General features: G+C 39.6%; 20 protein-coding genes. 19 read left to right on the top strand and 1 reads right to left on the bottom strand.

Features of this window, described 5'->3' with window-relative positions; all coding sequences use genetic code 11:
* Position 1: 1 nt before the first annotated feature.
* The 18 genes from NSQ64_RS18050 (at position 2) to NSQ64_RS17965 (ending at position 16,517) form a co-directional block, all read left to right on the top strand.
* Positions 2-421: a TIGR03826 family flagellar region protein gene (locus tag NSQ64_RS18050; protein ID WP_017357864.1), complete on the top strand. Its 420-nt coding sequence runs from the start codon at positions 2-4 to the stop codon at positions 419-421.
* A gap of 79 nt (positions 422-500) precedes the next feature.
* Positions 501-764, top strand: a complete 264-nt coding sequence (gene flgM, locus NSQ64_RS18045) for a flagellar biosynthesis anti-sigma factor FlgM (protein WP_268357970.1) — start codon at positions 501-503, stop codon at positions 762-764.
* An 18-nt stretch (positions 765-782) separates the two neighbouring features.
* Positions 783-1,265, top strand: a complete 483-nt coding sequence (locus tag NSQ64_RS18040) for a flagellar protein FlgN (protein WP_007499977.1) — start codon at positions 783-785, stop codon at positions 1,263-1,265.
* 15 nt (positions 1,266-1,280) lie between these two features.
* Positions 1,281-2,801: a flagellar hook-associated protein FlgK gene (flgK, locus tag NSQ64_RS18035; protein ID WP_099496871.1), complete on the top strand. Its 1,521-nt coding sequence runs from the start codon at positions 1,281-1,283 to the stop codon at positions 2,799-2,801.
* 8 nt (positions 2,802-2,809) lie between these two features.
* Positions 2,810-3,721: a flagellar hook-associated protein FlgL gene (gene flgL, locus NSQ64_RS18030; RefSeq protein WP_171465820.1), complete on the top strand. Its 912-nt coding sequence runs from the start codon at positions 2,810-2,812 to the stop codon at positions 3,719-3,721.
* A 46-nt stretch (positions 3,722-3,767) separates the two neighbouring features.
* Positions 3,768-4,346 carry a DUF6470 family protein gene (locus tag NSQ64_RS18025; RefSeq protein WP_041091473.1) on the top strand — a complete coding sequence of 193 codons (579 nt, stop codon included), beginning with the start codon at positions 3,768-3,770 and terminating at the stop codon, positions 4,344-4,346.
* A 28-nt stretch (positions 4,347-4,374) separates the two neighbouring features.
* Positions 4,375-4,809: a flagellar assembly protein FliW gene (fliW, locus tag NSQ64_RS18020; protein ID WP_025208061.1), complete on the top strand. Its 435-nt coding sequence runs from the start codon at positions 4,375-4,377 to the stop codon at positions 4,807-4,809.
* Positions 4,803-5,027: a carbon storage regulator CsrA gene (gene csrA, locus NSQ64_RS18015; RefSeq protein ID WP_008348252.1), complete on the top strand. Its 225-nt coding sequence runs from the start codon at positions 4,803-4,805 to the stop codon at positions 5,025-5,027. The genes fliW and csrA overlap by 7 nt, the downstream gene beginning before the upstream one ends.
* Positions 5,028-5,191: 164 nt before the next feature.
* Positions 5,192-5,533 carry a flagellar protein FlaG gene (flaG, locus tag NSQ64_RS18010; protein ID WP_007499987.1) on the top strand — a complete coding sequence of 114 codons (342 nt, stop codon included), beginning with the start codon at positions 5,192-5,194 and terminating at the stop codon, positions 5,531-5,533.
* 20 nt (positions 5,534-5,553) lie between these two features.
* Positions 5,554-7,080, top strand: a complete 1,527-nt coding sequence (locus NSQ64_RS18005; RefSeq protein WP_268357961.1) for a flagellar hook-associated protein 2 — start codon at positions 5,554-5,556, stop codon at positions 7,078-7,080.
* A gap of 17 nt (positions 7,081-7,097) precedes the next feature.
* Positions 7,098-7,502 (top strand): flagellar export chaperone FliS, encoded by a 405-nt coding sequence (gene fliS, locus NSQ64_RS18000; RefSeq protein ID WP_008348247.1) that lies wholly within the window; start codon positions 7,098-7,100, stop codon positions 7,500-7,502.
* Positions 7,499-7,840, top strand: coding sequence for a flagellar protein FliT (locus NSQ64_RS17995; RefSeq protein WP_341017639.1), 342 nt, complete (start codon positions 7,499-7,501; stop codon positions 7,838-7,840). The genes fliS and NSQ64_RS17995 overlap by 4 nt, the downstream gene beginning before the upstream one ends.
* A 13-nt stretch (positions 7,841-7,853) precedes the next feature.
* Positions 7,854-8,234 carry a hypothetical protein gene (locus tag NSQ64_RS17990; protein WP_008348244.1) on the top strand — a complete coding sequence of 127 codons (381 nt, stop codon included), beginning with the start codon at positions 7,854-7,856 and terminating at the stop codon, positions 8,232-8,234.
* Between the two features lie 33 nt (positions 8,235-8,267).
* The gene (locus tag NSQ64_RS17985) at positions 8,268-9,953 is read left to right on the top strand and encodes a methyl-accepting chemotaxis protein (protein WP_268381886.1); all 1,686 of its coding nucleotides are present in this window, start codon (positions 8,268-8,270) and stop codon (positions 9,951-9,953) included.
* Positions 9,954-10,142: 189 nt separating this feature from the next.
* The gene (gene hpf, locus NSQ64_RS17980; RefSeq protein WP_007499992.1) at positions 10,143-10,706 is read left to right on the top strand and encodes a ribosome hibernation-promoting factor, HPF/YfiA family; all 564 of its coding nucleotides are present in this window, start codon (positions 10,143-10,145) and stop codon (positions 10,704-10,706) included.
* 198 nt (positions 10,707-10,904) lie between these two features.
* Positions 10,905-13,430 carry a preprotein translocase subunit SecA gene (secA, locus tag NSQ64_RS17975; protein ID WP_035701569.1) on the top strand — a complete coding sequence of 842 codons (2,526 nt, stop codon included), beginning with the start codon at positions 10,905-10,907 and terminating at the stop codon, positions 13,428-13,430.
* Positions 13,431-13,497: 67 nt separating this feature from the next.
* A protein-coding gene (gene prfB, locus NSQ64_RS17970; protein ID WP_096881918.1) for a peptide chain release factor 2 occupies positions 13,498-14,599 on the top strand; the annotation gives its coding sequence in 2 pieces (ribosomal slippage) (positions 13,498-13,569 and positions 13,571-14,599; 1,101 coding nt in all).
* 124 nt (positions 14,600-14,723) lie between these two features.
* Positions 14,724-16,517, top strand: coding sequence for a M3 family oligoendopeptidase (locus NSQ64_RS17965; RefSeq protein ID WP_341017636.1), 1,794 nt, complete (start codon positions 14,724-14,726; stop codon positions 16,515-16,517).
* Positions 16,518-16,731: 214 nt separating this feature from the next.
* Here the strand turns inward: NSQ64_RS17965 and NSQ64_RS17960 are convergent, their stop codons facing one another.
* Positions 16,732-17,466 (bottom strand): alpha/beta family hydrolase, encoded by a 735-nt coding sequence (locus tag NSQ64_RS17960; protein ID WP_039169771.1) that lies wholly within the window; start codon positions 17,464-17,466, stop codon positions 16,732-16,734.
* 189 nt (positions 17,467-17,655) lie between these two features.
* Here NSQ64_RS17960 and NSQ64_RS17955 point away from each other — a divergent pair, with 189 nt between their 5' ends.
* Positions 17,656-18,504, top strand: coding sequence for a YitT family protein (locus NSQ64_RS17955; protein ID WP_178897366.1), 849 nt, complete (start codon positions 17,656-17,658; stop codon positions 18,502-18,504).
* The last annotated feature ends 16 nt before the right edge of the window (positions 18,505-18,520 follow it).

Genomic DNA, 18,520 nt, shown 5'->3' with positions numbered 1-18,520 from the left:
TATGAATCAATTGGCAAACTGTCCACAATGTAATCAGTTATTTTTAAAAACCACCATCCAAACGGTTTGTAACAAATGCTTTGAAGAAGAAGAACGTTCTTTTGATATCGTTTATAAATTCTTGCGTAAGCAAAGTAATAGACAATCAACCATTGCTGAAATAGTAGACGCAACAGAAGTTGATGAAGAATTAATCCTGAAATTTATCCGTTTGAAAAGACTTCAAATTAGTCAATTCCCGAATATCAACTATCCTTGTGAAAGATGCGGCCAACCGATCAGGAAAAACAAGCTGTGTAGCCATTGTGAAAAGGATATAAAGACACAAATCAGCCAAATGGACCAAGAAGAAGAGCGTAAAAGGGAGATTGAATCTAGGAAAAAAGACACCTATTATGCCATTAATCCTAAAAACGACTGATTCCCTAAACTAAGTTGCAGTTTGGTCGATAAAATGGATAGAATCAAGACAGACTGTAACGGAAAGCGAGAGGAATCCCGTGAAAATTAATCGATATGGAACACAACCAGTAAATCCTTACAAGAAAACATATGAGAAACAAACGTTGCAATCGAATCAAGCAAAATCAACTGACAAAGTCGAAATTTCTAAAAAGGCAATCGAAATGCAAAAGGTGCCGAATATCATGAAAGAACGTCAAGATAAAATAGACCAAATTAAAAAAAGCATTGAAGCCGGAACATATCAATTAGATACAAAAGGCATTGCAGATAAAATGTTGAATTTTTATAAACAACAATAACAAAAGGGAGTAGCGTGAATGTCAGTAAAAATAATGATTGAAGAACTGCACCGTCTCTACGGATTACATGAACAGCTTCTAAAGCTGTCTAAGAATAAAACAGAAATGCTGAAAAATAATGAGATCGATGCTCTTTCAGAGGTTCTGAACCTTGAGCAAAAATATATTCAGGCCATTTCACAATTAGAAGAAAAGCGGATTGAAGCAGCAGTTCAATTTTTACAAAGTGATCAATCGCCGACAATCACCGCGTGCATCGAAAAAGCTACAGGAACGGATCAAGAAGAGCTTATTTCGTTATATGAGAAGCTGAATGACATCATGGTGGAACTGAAAGATGTAAACGAACTGAACAAACAGCTTATTCAGCAGTCACTTCAATTTATTTCACTGACATTCGATCTTGTGAATCCTAACAAAGAAAATATGAATTACGGACAAAATGGTCTTGAGAGTTCAAAGCCTAAACAGCATAGGGCTTTGTTTGATTCAAAGGCGTAAACAAGGAGGATATCTATGGGTTCTACATTCATGGGACTAGAAACGGCAAAAAGAGGAATCACAGCCCAGCGTGCAGGGCTTTATGTCACATCAAACAATGTATCCAATGCAAATACTGATGGCTACTCAAGACAGAGAGTTACCTTTAAAGCAGAGAATCCTTACCCAGTGATTTCTGTTTATGATGGCAAGACATACGGCCAAATGGGGACAGGTGTCCAAGTTGGAACTGTTGAAAGAATTCGAGACAGCTTTTTAGATCTTCAGTATAGAGATCATAACAATAACTTGTCTTATTATGCGACGAAGTCTGATGCTCTTTCACAAATGGAAGGAGTGATGAATGATTTGACAGATGAAGGCTTGAATAGAGCCTTTGATAATCTCTGGAAATCATTACAAGTCTTATCGGAATCGAAAAATGCTGATACTGCTTCAGCCCGTACAGTTGTTAAGACAAGTGCTCAAGCTTTAGTAGATCAATTCCGCCTGCTAAATTCTTCTTTAACAACGATACAAAAGAATTTAAAAACTGAACTCGATTCAACGGCAAAAAATGTGAACACCCTATTAACTCAAATTGATGAAGTGAATAAACAGATTGCAACAGTTGAACCAAATGGTTATCTTCCCAATGATCTTTATGATACGCGAGACGCTCTTATAGATCAGCTTTCCTCACTTGTTGATATTAAAGTGAGCTACAACCCTTCTGGAGGAAATGCTCTGGAAATTGCTGAAGGAACCGTTAACATCGATATTATCGGTGCAAATGGACAATCTGCTGGAACAATTTTAAATGGCATTACCAATGAAAAATCTGAATTGCAACTTTCCTATGATAATACGACGGGACTTGTTAACTCACTCCAATTTGGAACGACAACCATCGCAGCTGATCAATTACAAGTGAATGGTAAAGTAAAAGCACTTGTTGAGGCGTATGGCTACATGTCTAATGGAGATGAAAAAGGCATGTACCCGGATATGCTTGCTGAGCTGGATGAAGTAGCAAAAGTATTTATGGATGCTTTTAACGACGTCCATAAGCAAGGATACACGTTAAATGGCACAAGTGGACAAGACTTTTTCGATATTGAGAATAACAATGATTTGAATAAAGGCTTGGCAGCCCGTATCAAAGTGAGTGACGTGATTTTAGCATCGACAGATAACATTGCTGCATCTCTTAATCAAACGCAAGGTGATGGTTCGAATGCTACGAAATTAGCTAATATTCAAAACTTAAAGCTGCCAATCGGCGGAAATACCACAACGATTCAGGATTACTATCAGAATGTCATTGCTGAAATGGGGATACAAGCTAAAAAGAACATGACCCTTGAAAGCAGTTCAGCAGCTCTTGTGAATTCAGCCAATGAACGCAGGATGTCAACTAGTGCTGTATCTATTGATGAAGAAATGACGAACATGATCCAATTCCAGCATGCGTATAATGCAGCTGCAAGAATTATGACGTTGCAAGACGAAGTATTAGATAAAATAATAAACGGCATGGGAGTCGTAGGAAGGTAGGGTAACTGATGCGAGTCACGCAAAGTATGATTTCTCAAAATTCACTTCGAAATATTAGTAAAAGTTATGAAAAACTCTCTAAAATTAATGAGCAGGCACAGTCTGGAAAACGTTTCACAAAAACGTCTGATGATCCTGTGGCAGCAGTGAAAAGTCTTCAGTATAGTACAGCCATGTTTCGAAATGAGCAATACCAAACTAATTTAAATGAGGCACGAAACTGGATTGATACATCTGAAACAAGTGTTACTGAAATAATTGATATCATGTCAAATATACGATATAAAGTACTCGATGCGGCCAATGGAACAAAACAGCCAGAAGATTTAGCTGCTATCGGAGTGGAAATTGGTCAGATGAAGAATCAAATCATTGATGCAATGAACACGCAGATGTTAGGTAAGTTTGTTTTTAATGGGACGAATACAAATGTTAAACCAGTTGTAGAGAATGCAGATGGTACGTTTACATTTAACTTTGAAAACTATACAGATGCAAACGTGGTTCAGTCGAACATTTCTGATGGAATCACATTAAATGTGAATTCAAATCCTCTTTCAGCTTTTGGTGGGCAATCTGCCAGTGGTCAAAATGTCATTGAAATGCTGACTGATTTAGAAAACTCATTAAAAAATGGAACGTTTACAAATTCAGATGATGCATTAGGAAATATCGATCAGTTTAAAGAAGTGATGAGTGCTGAGCGTTCAGATCTTGGGGCTAGATCCAATCGTATCGACTTAGTCGGGAGCCGTTTGACTTCGCAATTTGAAGTGCTGAAAAAGGCTAAATCAGATGCCGAAGATGTAGAAAGTGAAAAAGCCATTCTTGATCTTCTTCAACAAGAGACTGTGAATAGAGCTGCTTTAGCGACGACAGCTAAAGTGATTCAGCCATCCCTTGTCGATTTCTTAAGATAAGAAAAAGCATCCGTTGGGTGCTTTTTTGCATCATGGAGGTGAACCTATGCAAATCCCTAGATTGTTAATGGAGCAAACTTATGCAAAGCTGCAAATGTCGACAACCCCTTCCAAGCAAGAAGTAGAGCAGCCAAGAGCGGATCTTGACATTCAGCAGCCAAGAGCTGTCATGAATATCACAAGGACACCGTCGAAATTAACCATAGATCAAACCGAGGCATTTGCCGATATGGATATTAAGTCGATTTTTAGACGTTCAGAGGAATGGGCGGCTGAGGGGAAACGTGCGATTGGAGAAGGAATGGGGCGTAGAGCGGAAGAAGGAAGTGAACTCATCAAGATCGAGAATGGTGGGAATGCGATTGCTGAGTTTGCGAAAATCAACGGCAGTCCTCCAGCAAAACAATTCAACATCGGTGTGATTCCTTCATTTTTTAGTGTGAAAATTCACTATCAGCCATCTGAACTTAAAATTGATGTGGAGCCGCAAAAAGCTATTATAGAGGCAACACCTCATAAACCAATTGTTAACTACCAGCCAGGTAAAGTTCATATTGATATGTTACAATACCCAGAATTAAAAATAGAAGTTGACGAAACAGGTCAAAATGGTGATAAGGTATAGTTAAGAAAAATGGAAAAGGTCGTGAATTATGATCATTCAAACAAAATACCATGGCGAAGTGACGATTAAAGAGGAGCAAATCATTCACTTCTCTAATGGGATACCAGGATTTCTGGATCAAAAACAATTTGTCATTTTACCTTTATCAGAAGAATCCCCATTTTTAGTTCTTCAATCTTTGAAAAATGCAGAACTAGGCTTTATTGTCAGCAGCCCATTTTTGTTCTTCAATCAATATGAATTTGACTTAGAGGAATCGGTTGTAGACATTCTTGGGGTGGAAGATGCCAATGATGTGGAAGTCATGGTTATTTTAACAATGGGATCTTCTATTGAAAAAACGACAGCCAATTTAAGAGCGCCTATTATTGTAAATCGGAAAAACATGAAAGCCAAGCAGGTCATTTTGCATGATTCAGCCTATCATACAAAACATTTGCTAGAGGTGGCTTCCTCATGTTAGTTCTATCTCGTAAATTAAATCAATCGATTCAAATAGGCGACGATATTGAAGTTAAAATTATTGCGATTGAAGGCGATCAAGTAAAAGTCGGAATTGAGGCTCCTAAGCATATTGATATTCACAGGAAGGAAGTATACCTGTCTATTCAAGAAGAAAACAGCCGTGCTGCTAGCTTGTCCTTTGATCTACTTTCTCAATTATCCTCACAAAAAAAGTGAGGGTTTTTTTATACAATTCGTCTTTAAACCTCCGTGTAAAATCATTTCTATGTAGGGGTATGACACCATCTATATGAAACTTTAACAAATCGGTCCATCTATATTTAATTTAAAAATTCAAAGCCGATATAAAAGATAGATTAAAGCACAGGAGCTGAATAACTATGTCTGTTGGTAAGTTGACTTCGCTAGAGCCACTGATTGATGCATTTCAAACCCGTGTTACGAATCATCAAAATGACAATGCAAACACTGATTTACAAGCAAATGGTAAAGTCGTTTCAAAAGAAGAAATTGAGAAAACGCTTCAAGGAGCAAATAAGCTGATTGAACCTACTCAATTTCATCTTCAATTTGAATTGCATGAAAAACTCAATGAATATTATGTCAAAGTCGTAGATAACCAAACCGAAGAAGTTATTAGAGAGATTCCTTCCAAAGAATGGCTTGATTTCTATGCGGCAATGACAGAGATTGTCGGTTTATTTGTCGATAAAAGAATGTAATTGAAGGGAGAACTTAAACAATGGTTAATCGAATTACTGGATTTTCAAATGTATTTGATATTGATGAAATCGTCTCAAAGCTAATGAAAACTGAGCAAGCACCACTTGATAAAATGACACGCCAGAAACAAACACTTGAATGGCAAAGAGACAGCTACCGCGAGGTCAATTCAAAGGTCAAAGAATTAGATGATCTCATTGCCAAACTAAATTTAACATATCCGAGTACTTATGGCGCAAAAAAGGTCACAAGCTCCAATGAATCTGCTGTCACAGCAACTGGATCAACAAATGCTACCTCTGGCTCGATTAATGTGACCCAACTAGCGACAGCATCCGTATTCAAATCTTCTAGTCCATCTGGATTTACTGCTGCAAACGGTACGTTCACGTTTGAGGTGACGACACCAGATTCTACAACACCTAAAACAGTGACCATTAAAACAACTGATACAGATACCCTTGATACAATCGTGACAAAATTGAACAGCTCTCAACTTGGTGTCACGGCTTATAAAGGCCAGATCTTTGATGGAACCAACTACGTAGATACGATCGCTCTGACTTCGCGTACGACTGGTGAAGGTGTCAGTATTAAGGCAGCGGATGGTAATTCTGCTTCATTTTTAACGCAATTAGGCTTCCAAGTGGATGGAGATAATAAATTAGTTGCGACTACTCAAGGGCAGAAAGCGCAATACGAAATTAATGGTCTCAAAATGGAAAATAACAATAATACTTTCACGCAGGCTGGTATCACATATGAGCTGAAAGGAACAACAGATAAGCCTGTCAGCTTGAACGTTTCAACAGATGTCGATGCCATCTTTGATAAAATTAAACAATTTGTTGATAAATACAACGAACTCGTTGAACTGGTCAATGGTAAAGTGAATGAAAAGCGAAATAGAGACTATCAACCATTAACGGCTGAAGAGAAAAAAGCCATGTCTGAAAAAGAAATTGAGTTATGGGAAACAACAGCTAAATCGGGCTTGCTGAGAAGTGATTCTATTTTACGAGCTGGTGCCTCTAAAATAAGAAGTGATTTTTATGCTGATATTACGACAAGTGATGGGAATAAAATTCACATGACACAAATCGGTATTTCTACTTCATCCTCGTATAAAGATGGCGGGAAGCTTGAATTAATTAATATTAATGGAGTAGAGAAATTAAAAAAAGCCATTGAAGAAGACCCAGACAAGGTAAGGCAAATGTTTATCTCTGGTTCTTTAAATGTTGATTCTAAAGACAAAGACAAAGCACAGCAGCAATATAAAGAACAAGGAATCATCTATCGCGTCAAAAATTCCTTATCAGCCTTCACGAAGAGTATTCAAACAAAAGCTGGTAGTACAACAATGGAGCTAAAAGAATATGGACTTGGTAAGGATTTAGATTCTTTGGCAAAACGAATGGATACATTCCAAGATCGTTTAAAAATGGTGGAAGCTCGTTACTACAAAAAGTTTAACGCCATGGATAGTGCGATTCAAAAGCTAAACAACCAATCTGGCTATCTTTCTCAACTGCTTGGACAATAATTGGAGGTTTATAACATATGGCAATTCAGAACCCTTATGCCGCCTATCAGAAAAATTCTATTGAGACCGCAACACCGGCCGAGTTAACGCTTATGCTTTACGAAGGATGCTTAAAGTTTATTAGACTAGCAAAGCATGGCATTCAAAAAGAAGATGCTGAAATGAGAAACTTGAACCTGAAAAAGGCTCAAAACATCATCCAAGAATTAAATGTCACCTTAAATCGTACGTATGATGTATCAAAGAGCATGGCAAGTATGTATGACTACATCTATCGAAGACTGATTGAAGCCAATCTGCAAAATGACGAAGAGATCCTGAATGAAGTAGAGCAATATGTGACTGATTTCCGAGATGCTTGGAAGGAAGTCATTCAAACCGATCGAAAAGGGCGTCACCACTCTATTGGAGGATCTCTATGAGTATTGTGGACCAACTGCACGACCAAACGTTAAAAATGGCAGCGGAAATAGAGGCCAACCCGCAAAATGAGACACTCGTTGAAGACTTTGATGCTTTTTTAGTTGAGAGAGACGAACTAATGAGAGACATTCAACATGAGCTTTCCGTTCAAGAAAAAGAGAAAATCAAAGAAATCATTCAAACAGATCAACTGATGGCCAAGCAATTAACGGAGATTCAAAATGGGATCAAGGCAGATATTCAAGCCATTCAACGTAAGAAAACAAAACAGCTGAATTATCAAAATCCGTATCAGCCCATGACAAGTGACGGCGTATACTACGATAAACGGAAATAAATAGGTGAGACCTGTGGCGTATCGTTCAGATGACTATATTTTATTAACCACATATTATGACCTTCTATATACGATAGAAGAGAGTCTAAAATATTTAGATGAAATTGAGAAGGATTTCGCTAAAACAGAAGGGGATCGGATCTTTAATGATCTGATCCATGCCTTCTTTCATTTAGAGACAACACACCCGCTTCTGCTTTCAATTATTGAAAATGAGCACTTTGCCAAGACGATTCGATCGTTTGACCAAATTTTTTTAAGTTTCGATATACTAGCTTTCTATACATTCCCTTCAAATCACTTCCAGTCATTCCTTACATCATATTTTATACCTGAATATAGAAAGTGGATGGATGAAATACATGCCTGTATGAGGCCGTATGTCATTCATTAATTTTTGTTCAATTCAGACCATTCGGAGGAATTTATGAGACTAAAAAATCAATTTTTATTTGGGCTTATTGTCATATGTGTATTGTTTGTCAGTATTTTAGGATTTTCTAGCTTTATCTATTACAAAACAGATCAATCGTATAAAGCACTCCTCACCAAAGAAGTAAAGCTGTACCAGACCTCACTGGAATTAGAGGCACTGCTACAAAAGCAGGAAGCACAAATTAAAACGTATGTGGTTGTTCAAGATGCTGAAAATTTACAGAAGATTGAGCAAACATATGAAGAAATCAATAAGAAAACAGCTGAAGCATCAAAAATGAGCACCGTTAAACAAGCAAAAAATCTGTTAGATCAAATTTCCGAAAAAAATTATCTTTACTACACCTCAACAAATCGATTATTTAATTCATTGAATATGCAAAATCAAAAAGAATTCAACACCCGCCTCAGTCAAGAATTACAACCTATCGAACAAGAAATACATACCTTTACAAAAGAATTTGCTCAAACACAATTGAAACAGCGGGATCAAAAAATCAGTCAGCTCAATGAAGAAAGTAACCAATTATTGCTGACGCTCATTCTCGTTAGCGCAGCGATTGTAGTCGGCTTTTTAGTCATTGGCACAAGGTTTGTTCATCGTATGACAAAACCGATTGTCTCTGTCACACATGCAGCAAGAAGAATGGCAGATGGTGACCTCACACTTGAAGAAATTGAAGTAACCTCTAAAAATGAAATTGGCCAGCTCGGTACGGCTTTTAACCAAATGACAGCTCATTTGCGTCAGCTCATCTTACAGGTGCAAAACGGGTCAAGGCAATTAGCTGATTCTGCTGCTCAATTTGAAGAAACCATCAGTCAAACCATTTCGGCTAGTGAACAGACGTCTAGCTCGATTGAACAGGTCAGTGAAGCTTCACGTGAACAATCGGATGCAGTAGGAAAAGTAGCTTCGGCGATTCAAGAAGTCTCGACTGGTATGCATAATGCGGCTGAACATACGTCTGATGTTTCGGGTCACTCAATTTCAGTGACTGAAAAGGCTGAAGAGGGCGCATCCCTCATTCAACAATTTGTGAAACAAATGAGTTCTATTAAGGAATCTGTGAATGAACATCATTCTACAATGGCCAATGTACAAGTACAGTTTACCGGCATTCAAGACCTGCTGGGGAATATTCATGCCATTGCAGATCAAACAAATTTACTTGCTTTAAACGCAGCCATTGAAGCAGCAAGGGCTGGGGAACATGGACGAGGTTTTGCGGTTGTTGCAGATGAAGTCAGAAAGCTGGCGGAAGAATCAAGTCAGCTGACTGATCAAATTAGTCAGCTACTCGCCAACGTGAACAAAGATACTGAAAGATCGTCTCAATCTATGACGAAAGTGGAACGAGATGTAGCAGAAGGTGTGAAAGTATCGCAATTGTCTGAACAGAGTTTTCAAGAAATTCTGGAATCCATCCGTGATATCTCGATGAAAGCAGAGGAGCTTTCTGCCACGACAGAGCAAATCTCAGCTAGCACAGAAGAAATTTCTCAAACAATTGGTGTGATAGAAGAAGGAGCCAAGCGAAATTCTCAGGAAACAGAGTACATGTCGGCGGCTGTTGAAGAATCACTAGCGGCGAATGAGGAAATGAAAGCAGCTGCGGAAGATTTAAAATCTTTGTCTCAATCACTGAAAACATCTATTTCATCTTTCAAGATTTAACAGTGCGATGGTCTTTTTCAAGAATTAATCGAATATATATTCATCACCTATCAAGTAAAAGCTGAAGCACCGCAGGATTCGACAAATTTCAATAAAAATTCACATTTTTTTTACGTTTGAGCAGGAGAAAAGGAGGGAAAAGTAGAAATAAGTTTACATATCCTTAATTTTAAAGGAGGCGTTCTTTACATGAATTACAATGTCCGAGGAGAAAACATCGAAGTAACACCTGCACTAAGAGATCATGTCGAGAAAAAAATTGGAAAGCTGGAGCGTTATTTTGAGTCAGATGTTGATGCTTCAGTCAACGTGAACTTGAAATTTTACAACGATCAAGAATCTAAAGTTGAGGTTACCATTCCAATGACTGATCTAGCACTTCGAGCAGAGGTGCATAATGAGGATATGTACAATGCAGTAGACCTAGCAACCAGTAAATTAGAACGTCAAATTAGAAAACATAAAACGAAAGTGAACCGTAAATTCCGTGAGCAAGGTGCGAAAAAGCATTTATTTGCTGGAGGAAACGGTGCGTCCGAAGTAGCAGTTCAAGATGACGAAGAGATTGATGAAACAGAAATCGTCAGACAAAAACGCTTCAATTTAAAACCAATGGATAGCGAAGAGGCCATTCTCCAAATGAACATGTTAGGTCACAGTTTCTTTGTCTTCACAAATGCTGAGACAAATTTGACCAATGTGGTATACCGCCGAAATGACGGTAAATATGGACTCATTGAGCCGAACGCTTAATCATTCGTTCCTTTTGATCCGAAAATGACCTAAAAAAAGTAAACCCGCTCCCTTCATTAGGGGCGGGTTTTTTGTGCTAAATCATTGCAAATTCTTTGGAAATCAAGGAAGGTATGGTATGATAAATGCAGGTAAATATGGACCTGTCAAACTTTTGGACATGCCGAAAAATTGCATGAAATAGAGGAGCGTTATTATATGCTTGGAATCTTAAACAAAGTGTTTGATCCTACGAAACGTACGATCAGCCGATATGAAAAAAAGGCAAATGAAATCGAAGCTCTCGCTCAAGATTTTGAGAAATTATCTGACGAGGCTTTACGAAATAAAACGATCGAATTTAAAGAAAAACTTGAAAAAGGACAATCTGTAGACGACCTTTTGGTTGAAGCATTTGCAACGGTTCGTGAGGCTTCCCGCCGCGTGACAGGAATGTTCCCATTTAAGGTGCAGCTCATGGGGGGGATTGCCCTACATGAAGGGAATATCTCTGAGATGAAAACAGGTGAAGGTAAAACGTTGACATCAACGATGCCTGTTTATTTGAATGCTCTTTCTGGAAAAGGCGTCCACATTGTGACAGTCAACGAATATTTGGCAAGCCGTGATGCAGAGGAAATGGGCAAGATTTTTGAATTTCTTGGATTAACGGTTGGCTTGAACTTAAACAGTTTAGACAAAGATGAAAAAAGAGAAGCGTACGCTGCTGATATCACGTATTCAACAAACAATGAGCTTGGCTTTGATTATTTACGAGATAACATGGTGCTGTATAAAGAGCAAATGGTTCAAAGACCACTTCATTATGCCGTCATCGATGAAGTTGACTCCATCTTAATTGATGAAGCGAGAACACCTCTTATTATTTCTGGACAAGCTGCAAAATCGACGAAACTTTACGTACAAGCAAATGCCTTTGTTCGTACGTTAAAAATAGAAGACGATTTCACTTATGATATTAAAACAAAAAGTGTACAGCTGACTGAAAGCGGAATGACGAAGGCGGAAAAAGCATTTGGCATCGAGAACTTGTTTGATGTCAAACATGTCGCTCTTAACCACCATATCGCGCAGGCTCTTAAGGCACATGTTGCGATGCAAAAAGACGTTGATTATGTTGTGGAAGATGGTCAAGTCGTCATCGTTGACTCCTTCACAGGACGTTTAATGAAAGGACGTCGCTATAGTGAAGGTCTGCACCAAGCCATTGAAGCAAAAGAAGGTCTTGAAGTGCAGAATGAAAGCATGACACTTGCAACCATTACGTTCCAGAACTACTTCCGTATGTATGAAAAGCTATCTGGTATGACAGGTACAGCGAAAACGGAAGAAGAGGAATTCCGTAACATTTACAATATGCAGGTTGTCACAATCCCAACCAATAAACCGGTTGTGCGTGATGACAGACCTGATTTAATCTACCGTACAATGGATGGCAAATTTAAAGCAGTAGCTGAAGACGTCGCACAGCGTTATATGACAGGACAGCCGGTCCTTGTCGGAACTGTTGCGGTTGAGACATCTGAATTGATTTCAAAACTGCTTAAAAATAAAGGCATCCCTCATCAAGTGTTAAATGCGAAAAACCATGAGCGTGAAGCACAAATTATTGAGGAAGCTGGACAAAAAGGTGCCGTCACAATTGCGACAAACATGGCGGGACGTGGAACAGACATCAAGCTTGGCGAAGGTGTGAAAGAACTAGGCGGTCTTGCTGTTATTGGGACAGAGCGTCATGAATCACGCCGTATCGATAACCAGCTCCGTGGTCGATCTGGTCGTCAAGGAGACCCAGGGATTACTCAATTCTATCTCTCAATGGAAGATGAATTGATGCGCCGATTTGGTGCAGAGCGGACAATGGCGATGCTTGATCGCTTCGGTATGGATGACTCTACTCCAATTCAAAGTAAAATGGTCTCAAAAGCTGTTGAATCTTCTCAAAAACGTGTTGAGGGGAATAACTTTGATTCCCGTAAGCAGCTTCTGCAATATGATGATGTTCTTCGTCAACAGCGTGAAGTCATTTACAAACAGCGTTTTGAAGTCATCGATTCTGATAACTTGAAATCGATTGTGATCAATATGATTCAATCGTCTATTGAGCGGGCTGTTGGATCTTACACGCCGAAAGAAGAGCTTCCAGAAGAATGGAAACTAGATGGTCTTGTTGAATTAATCAACACGAACTATTTAGATGAAGGTGCCATTTCGGTCAAAGATATCTTCGGTAAAGAAGCAGATGAGATCACCGAATTCATCATGGAGCGGATTAAAGAGAAATACGATGCAAAAGAAGAGACATTTGGCGATGAACAAATGCGTGAATTTGAAAAAGTCATCGTTCTTCGTGCAGTAGATTCGAAGTGGATGGATCATATCGATGCAATGGATCAGCTGCGTCAAGGAATCCATTTACGTGCATATGCACAAACCAATCCGCTTCGTGAGTATCAAATGGAAGGATTTGCGATGTTTGAGCATATGGTCGCTTCAATTGAAGATGACGTCGCTAAATATGTGCTAAAATCAGAAATCCAAAACAACCTAGAACGTGAAGAAGTCGTTCAAGGACAAACAACTGCTCATCAGCCTCAAGAAGGCGATGAGGAGAAAACAGTGAAGAAAAAGCCGGTGCGTAAAGTGGTGGATATCGGAAGAAACTCGCCATGTCACTGCGGAAGCGGCAAGAAATATAAAAATTGTCATGGGAAGACAGAATAAGTAATGGAAAGAGGTGAAAACCTCTTTCTATTCATGTCAGCCCCCATACATCTATGAGGTGAAGGATATGGAATTAGTAGAAATTAGACAAGAGCTTGAAAATATGGCTAGCAGGCTAGCTGATTTTAGGGGGTCTCTTTGACCTAGAAACAAAAGAAGTCAAAATCGCAGAGCTTGAAGCGACGATGTCAGAGGCTGATTTTTGGAACGATCAGCAAAAGGCTCAAGGGGTAATCAATGAAGCCAATGCACTAAAGGATTCTGTGAACTCCTATCATGAACTCAGTGAATCGCATGAAGAACTACAAATGACACATGACTTATTAAAGGAAGATTATGACGAGGAGCTTCATGCAGAGCTTGAAAAAGAGCTGAAGAACTTAACGAAGCAGTTTAATGAATTTGAGCTACAGCTTCTTTTAAGCGAACCTTATGACAAAAACAATGCCATTCTTGAGCTTCACCCAGGTGCAGGTGGAACGGAATCACAGGACTGGGGATCGATGCTCCTCAGAATGTATACCCGCTGGGCAGAGCGCAGAGGCTTTAAGGTTGAAACCCTTGATTATCTTCCAGGGGATGAAGCCGGAATTAAGTCTGTGACATTACTGATTAAAGGACATAACGCTTACGGTTACTTAAAAGCAGAAAAAGGTGTTCATCGTTTAGTCCGTATTTCTCCATTTGATTCATCTGGCCGTAGACACACCTCTTTCGTTTCCTGTGATGTCATGCCAGAATTTAATGAAGAAATTGATATCGATATTCGTACAGAGGATATTAAGGTGGATACGTATCGTGCAAGTGGTGCAGGGGGTCAGCACGTCAATACGACGGACTCTGCGGTTCGTATCACACACATCCCAACAAATGTCGTCGTGACGTGCCAAACGGAAAGATCCCAAATCAAAAACAGAGAACGTGCAATGAAAATGCTGAAATCTAAGCTTTATCAAAAACGGATCGAAGAACAGCAGGCGGAATTGGATGAAATCAGAGGAGAACAGAAAGAAATTGGCTGGGGAAGCCAAATTCGCTCGTATGTTTTCCACCCATATTCTCTTGTGAAAGACCATCGTACCAACACGGAGATGGGAAATGTTCAAGCGGTGATGGATGGAGATTTAGATTCCTTTATCGATGCGTATTTACGTTCAAAATTATCATAAAAACTCGGCTTCTTGCCGGGTTTTTTTAATTGTGAGAAAATATAATGAATATAAAGGAATACATATGCCATACTGACTCTATATCCTTTGTATGATGAAATTAGCAATTAAAGGGGGAAATAATTTGGGATTAAAACCATTACAAGAGACGTGGGATTTAGATGCCTTTTTTAAAGGAGGCAGTTCTTCATCAGAATTTATCACATACTTACAGCACATACAGCAGCTATTAGATGAGTTACGACAAAAGGTAGATGCCTTTTCAAAAGAAGATACACAAATTGAAAAAAAGTTAACAGCTGTCCTTGAAACGTATGAAATCACATATAAAAAACTAGCGCAAGCAGGTTCATTTGTATCCTGTCTACAATCTCAAAATACAAAGGATATGAAGGCGGGCAGTCTCCGAGGGTCTATTGCCAAGCTGGAAGCTGAATTAGGAACCATACTAGCAGGGTTTGATCAATCACTTGCTGAGATTCCTACTAGCCAGTGGGAAGAATTAATGGATTCAGTCGCTTTTTCAGATGTTCGTTACATATTAAATGAACGAAGAGAACATGTGAAAGATCAACTGCCTGTTGAACAGGAAACACTCATTCAAAAACTAGCAGTAGATGGGTATCATGCGTGGGATGAACTTTATTCTAGCTTGGTGAACAAAATTACCATTCCATTTGAGCAAAATGGTGAAACACAAATGATTTCTGTAGGCCAAGCAGAAAATGCGATGGATGATTCAGACCGTGAAGTGAGAAAAGCCGTGTATCATAATTTAGAACATGCATGGACACAGGATGAACATTTGTTTGCAAGCACACTCAATCATCTCGCTGGTTTTCGTTTACAAGTATATGAAGCAAGGGGATGGGATCATATATTAAAAGAGCCCCTTGATATTTGCCGGATGAAACAAGAGACGCTCGATACAATGTGGTCTGTCATTGATGAACATAAACAGCCATTCATTGATTATTTACAACGTAAAGCTGACATGCTTGGGGTTGATAAACTAAGCTGGTTTGATGTGGGAGCGCCTATTGGAAGTGGGACAAAAACCTATTCTTATCAAGATGCAGCCGCTTTTATTATCAAGCATTTCGCAGGGTTTGGAAAAGAGCTTGCTGCTTTTACTGAAAAAGCTTTTAATGAACGCTGGGTAGAAGCTGAGAATCGCCCAAACAAACGAGTGGGCGGTTTTTGTACGAATTTCCCTGATAGCGGAGAATCACGTATTTTTATGACCTTCTCAGGGACTCCATCCAATGTAGCGACACTAGCACATGAGCTTGGTCATTCGTTCCATCAGGAAGTCATGCAGGATGTTCGGATGTTGAATCGTAAATATGCGATGAATGTAGCTGAAACTGCGTCGACATTCGCAGAAATGATTGTGGCAGATGCTTCATTAAAAGAGGCGGCCAATGAAGAAGAGCGTCTCAGTTTGCTAGAGGATAAGCTGCAGCGCAGTGTGGCATTCTTTATGAATATTCAATCACGCTTCTTATTTGAACAACGCTTTTATGAAGAGCGCAAACAAGGAGAAGTGCCAGCTGACCGCTTGAATGAGTTGATGGTAGAAGCACAGAAGGAAGCCTTTGGTGACTCTTTAGATGAATACCATCCGCATTTCTGGGCGTCTAAACTGCATTTCCATATTACAGGTGTCCCGTTTTATAACTTCCCTTACACCTTCGGGTACATGTTCTCGCTAGGTATTTACGCGAAAGCATTGCAAGCCGGGGCATCATTTGAAGAGAAATATATTGCGCTATTAAAAGATACAGCGTCAATGACTGTAGAAGATTTGGCATATAAGCACCTAGGTGTCGACCTGACTCAAAAAGCATTTTGGGAAGAGGCCATTTCACTGGCTGTGGCAGATGCTGAAGAGTTTTTAGAAGCGACGAAGGCATAAAAAATGAAAAGCTCCCATTACGGGAGTTTCAGCGTGTAGACAAACCCTCGCATTCTGTGTCAGTCCTGTGCGCTGGTACTCACGAATGTCAAATTCGCTCCGTGCCAGTGCTCGTCCTTCCTAGACTGCAAAGGTTTTCTATCACGCTGAAAAGAAGACAAAGGGCTAAAATCAAGTTCATTTTAGCCCTTTGTCATCAATCTTGCAGCTCCCATTACGGGAGCTTTTTTGCTGGTTTTAACCATTCCAGCATCGTCTGAACGATGTCTTTTTGTTGCGTGAGGACTGGAATGTCTGCAGGCTGATCCCCTTTTTGTTTGCCATACATGCCAAATTGAGCATGATTACCGCCTTTTATCTCATGGTACACCGTTTGAGAAGGTAGCTGCTTTTTCGATTTTTTGATTTTTTCTTGTGTCGCTAGCCCATCTTTTTCTCCTGAAATAGATAATACTTGCAAGGAAGCCTGTTTCAAATCATCTGATGCAGGATAGGAGGCAAGGAAAAAGAGGCCGTCCAGCTTGCTTTGATTTTTCTCTGCATACATAGCGGCAGCTGTCCCGCCTAGCGAATGTCCGCCAATGTACCAATGCTTGATGGCTGGATGACTTTTGAGGATATCCTCTGCCTTCTTCGTATTAAAAATCGCGAAGGAAAATGGCATGTCTGGGATAAAGACCGAATAGCCTTTCTTCATCAGCGCATTCCCTAGATAGGCATAAGCAAGAGGTTCAACTTTTGCCCCAGGATAGAGAATGATGCCAGTATCGCTTTTTGATGCTTCAAATGAATATACCCCATTTTTATGATCGACCTGCTCAATCTTCATCTGCTTTTTTAACGCTTCCGATGGTCCATATGTAAAGCGGCTCCATGTATAGAAAGCACCAAAAGCTAAGATGATGAGTGCAAGTAATGTAATACCGGTGATCTTCAGTATTTTCTTCATCGTATGTCCCTTCTTTCTCATGTACATATTAAATATACCATCATTTACTCTTCTGCCAAACGGCAAGTACGCTGATCCGACTGTGTGATAAAGTATTAACCCATTAGCACTGCATTTGGCTGTTATTTACAATCTGAATGAGAGGGCTTAAAATAGGTGTGCATTCAGAAGTAACGGAGGAAGAAAGACATGAAGCAGGAACATTCTCAACTTTGGATTGAAGTGAAAAATTATGTACTTATTTTAATAGGATCAGCCATCGTGGCGGTTGGCTTTAATACGTTATTATTACCAAATCAGATTGCTGCTGGCGGTGTGAGTGGAATCAGTACCATTATGCAGTCATTCGGTTTTGAAGCTGCATATGTACAATGGGGTCTCAATATTCCGCTCTTTATCGCAGGCTTTTATTTATTAGGTGGAACATTTGGGGTAAAAACGCTCGTTGGTTCTGTCTTTTTACCTTTAATGGTGTTCTTAACAAGACACATTGCTCCTGTCACCCATGAAGCACTGCTCGCCGCAATATTTGGCGGTGTAGTGATTGGGATCGGAATTGGGCTCGTTTTCCTCGGCAATGGTTCAACGGGAGGAACGGCACTTGCGGCCAAAATCATCAATAAATATACAGGGCTGACGTTAGGTACTTGTTTAGCGATGATGGACGGTTTGATTGTTTTGGCGGCCATGACTGTTTTTGGGATTGAAGAAGGACTGTACGCTGTGATCGGAGTGTTCATTTCTAGTAAGACGATTGATGTGGTTCAGGCAGGCTTTAGTCACTCGAAGATGGCCATGATTATTACGAGCCATGAGGATGAGGTCAGACAGGCGGTGTTTGATCAAATTGATCGTGGTGTAACGAAGATTTCAGCAGTAGGTGGGTACACCGACCATGACCGGCCTATTTTAATGTGTGTGGTAGGGCAGTCACAATTCACAAAGTTGAAACAAGTGGTAAAAGCGATCGATGCATCAGCGTTTGTCATTGTCATGGATGCAAAAGAGGTGCTTGGTGAGGGTTTTAAAAGGGCGTAAACAAGGATATAATAAC

Origin of the sequence: Bacillus sp. FSL W8-0183 (assembly GCF_038006825.1) — a bacterium.
Classification (GTDB): domain Bacteria; phylum Bacillota; class Bacilli; order Bacillales; family Bacillaceae; genus Bacillus; species Bacillus altitudinis.
This window is presented reverse-complemented; position numbering and strand designations above follow the sequence as displayed.

Excerpts from the sequence above, each read along its gene's own strand:
- NSQ64_RS18005 (WP_268357961.1), top strand. The coding sequence starts at position 5,554 with ATGGTTAATCGAATTACTGGATTTTCAAATGTATTTGATATTGATGAA.
- NSQ64_RS17955 (WP_178897366.1), top strand. The coding sequence starts at position 17,656 with ATGAAGCAGGAACATTCTCAACTTTGGATTGAAGTGAAAAATTATGTA.
- secA (WP_035701569.1), top strand. The coding sequence starts at position 10,905 with ATGCTTGGAATCTTAAACAAAGTGTTTGATCCTACGAAACGTACGATC.
- hpf (WP_007499992.1), top strand. The coding sequence starts at position 10,143 with ATGAATTACAATGTCCGAGGAGAAAACATCGAAGTAACACCTGCACTA.
- csrA (WP_008348252.1), top strand. The coding sequence starts at position 4,803 with ATGTTAGTTCTATCTCGTAAATTAAATCAATCGATTCAAATAGGCGAC.
- fliW (WP_025208061.1), top strand. The coding sequence starts at position 4,375 with ATGATCATTCAAACAAAATACCATGGCGAAGTGACGATTAAAGAGGAG.
- flgK (WP_099496871.1), top strand. The coding sequence starts at position 1,281 with ATGGGTTCTACATTCATGGGACTAGAAACGGCAAAAAGAGGAATCACA.
- flaG (WP_007499987.1), top strand. The coding sequence starts at position 5,192 with ATGTCTGTTGGTAAGTTGACTTCGCTAGAGCCACTGATTGATGCATTT.
- NSQ64_RS18050 (WP_017357864.1), top strand. The coding sequence starts at position 2 with ATGAATCAATTGGCAAACTGTCCACAATGTAATCAGTTATTTTTAAAA.
- flgL (WP_171465820.1), top strand. The coding sequence starts at position 2,810 with ATGCGAGTCACGCAAAGTATGATTTCTCAAAATTCACTTCGAAATATT.
- NSQ64_RS17995 (WP_341017639.1), top strand. The coding sequence starts at position 7,499 with ATGAGTATTGTGGACCAACTGCACGACCAAACGTTAAAAATGGCAGCG.
- NSQ64_RS17985 (WP_268381886.1), top strand. The coding sequence starts at position 8,268 with ATGAGACTAAAAAATCAATTTTTATTTGGGCTTATTGTCATATGTGTA.
- NSQ64_RS18040 (WP_007499977.1), top strand. The coding sequence starts at position 783 with ATGTCAGTAAAAATAATGATTGAAGAACTGCACCGTCTCTACGGATTA.
- fliS (WP_008348247.1), top strand. The coding sequence starts at position 7,098 with ATGGCAATTCAGAACCCTTATGCCGCCTATCAGAAAAATTCTATTGAG.
- NSQ64_RS18025 (WP_041091473.1), top strand. The coding sequence starts at position 3,768 with ATGCAAATCCCTAGATTGTTAATGGAGCAAACTTATGCAAAGCTGCAA.
- NSQ64_RS17960 (WP_039169771.1), bottom strand. The coding sequence starts at position 17,466 with ATGAAGAAAATACTGAAGATCACCGGTATTACATTACTTGCACTCATC.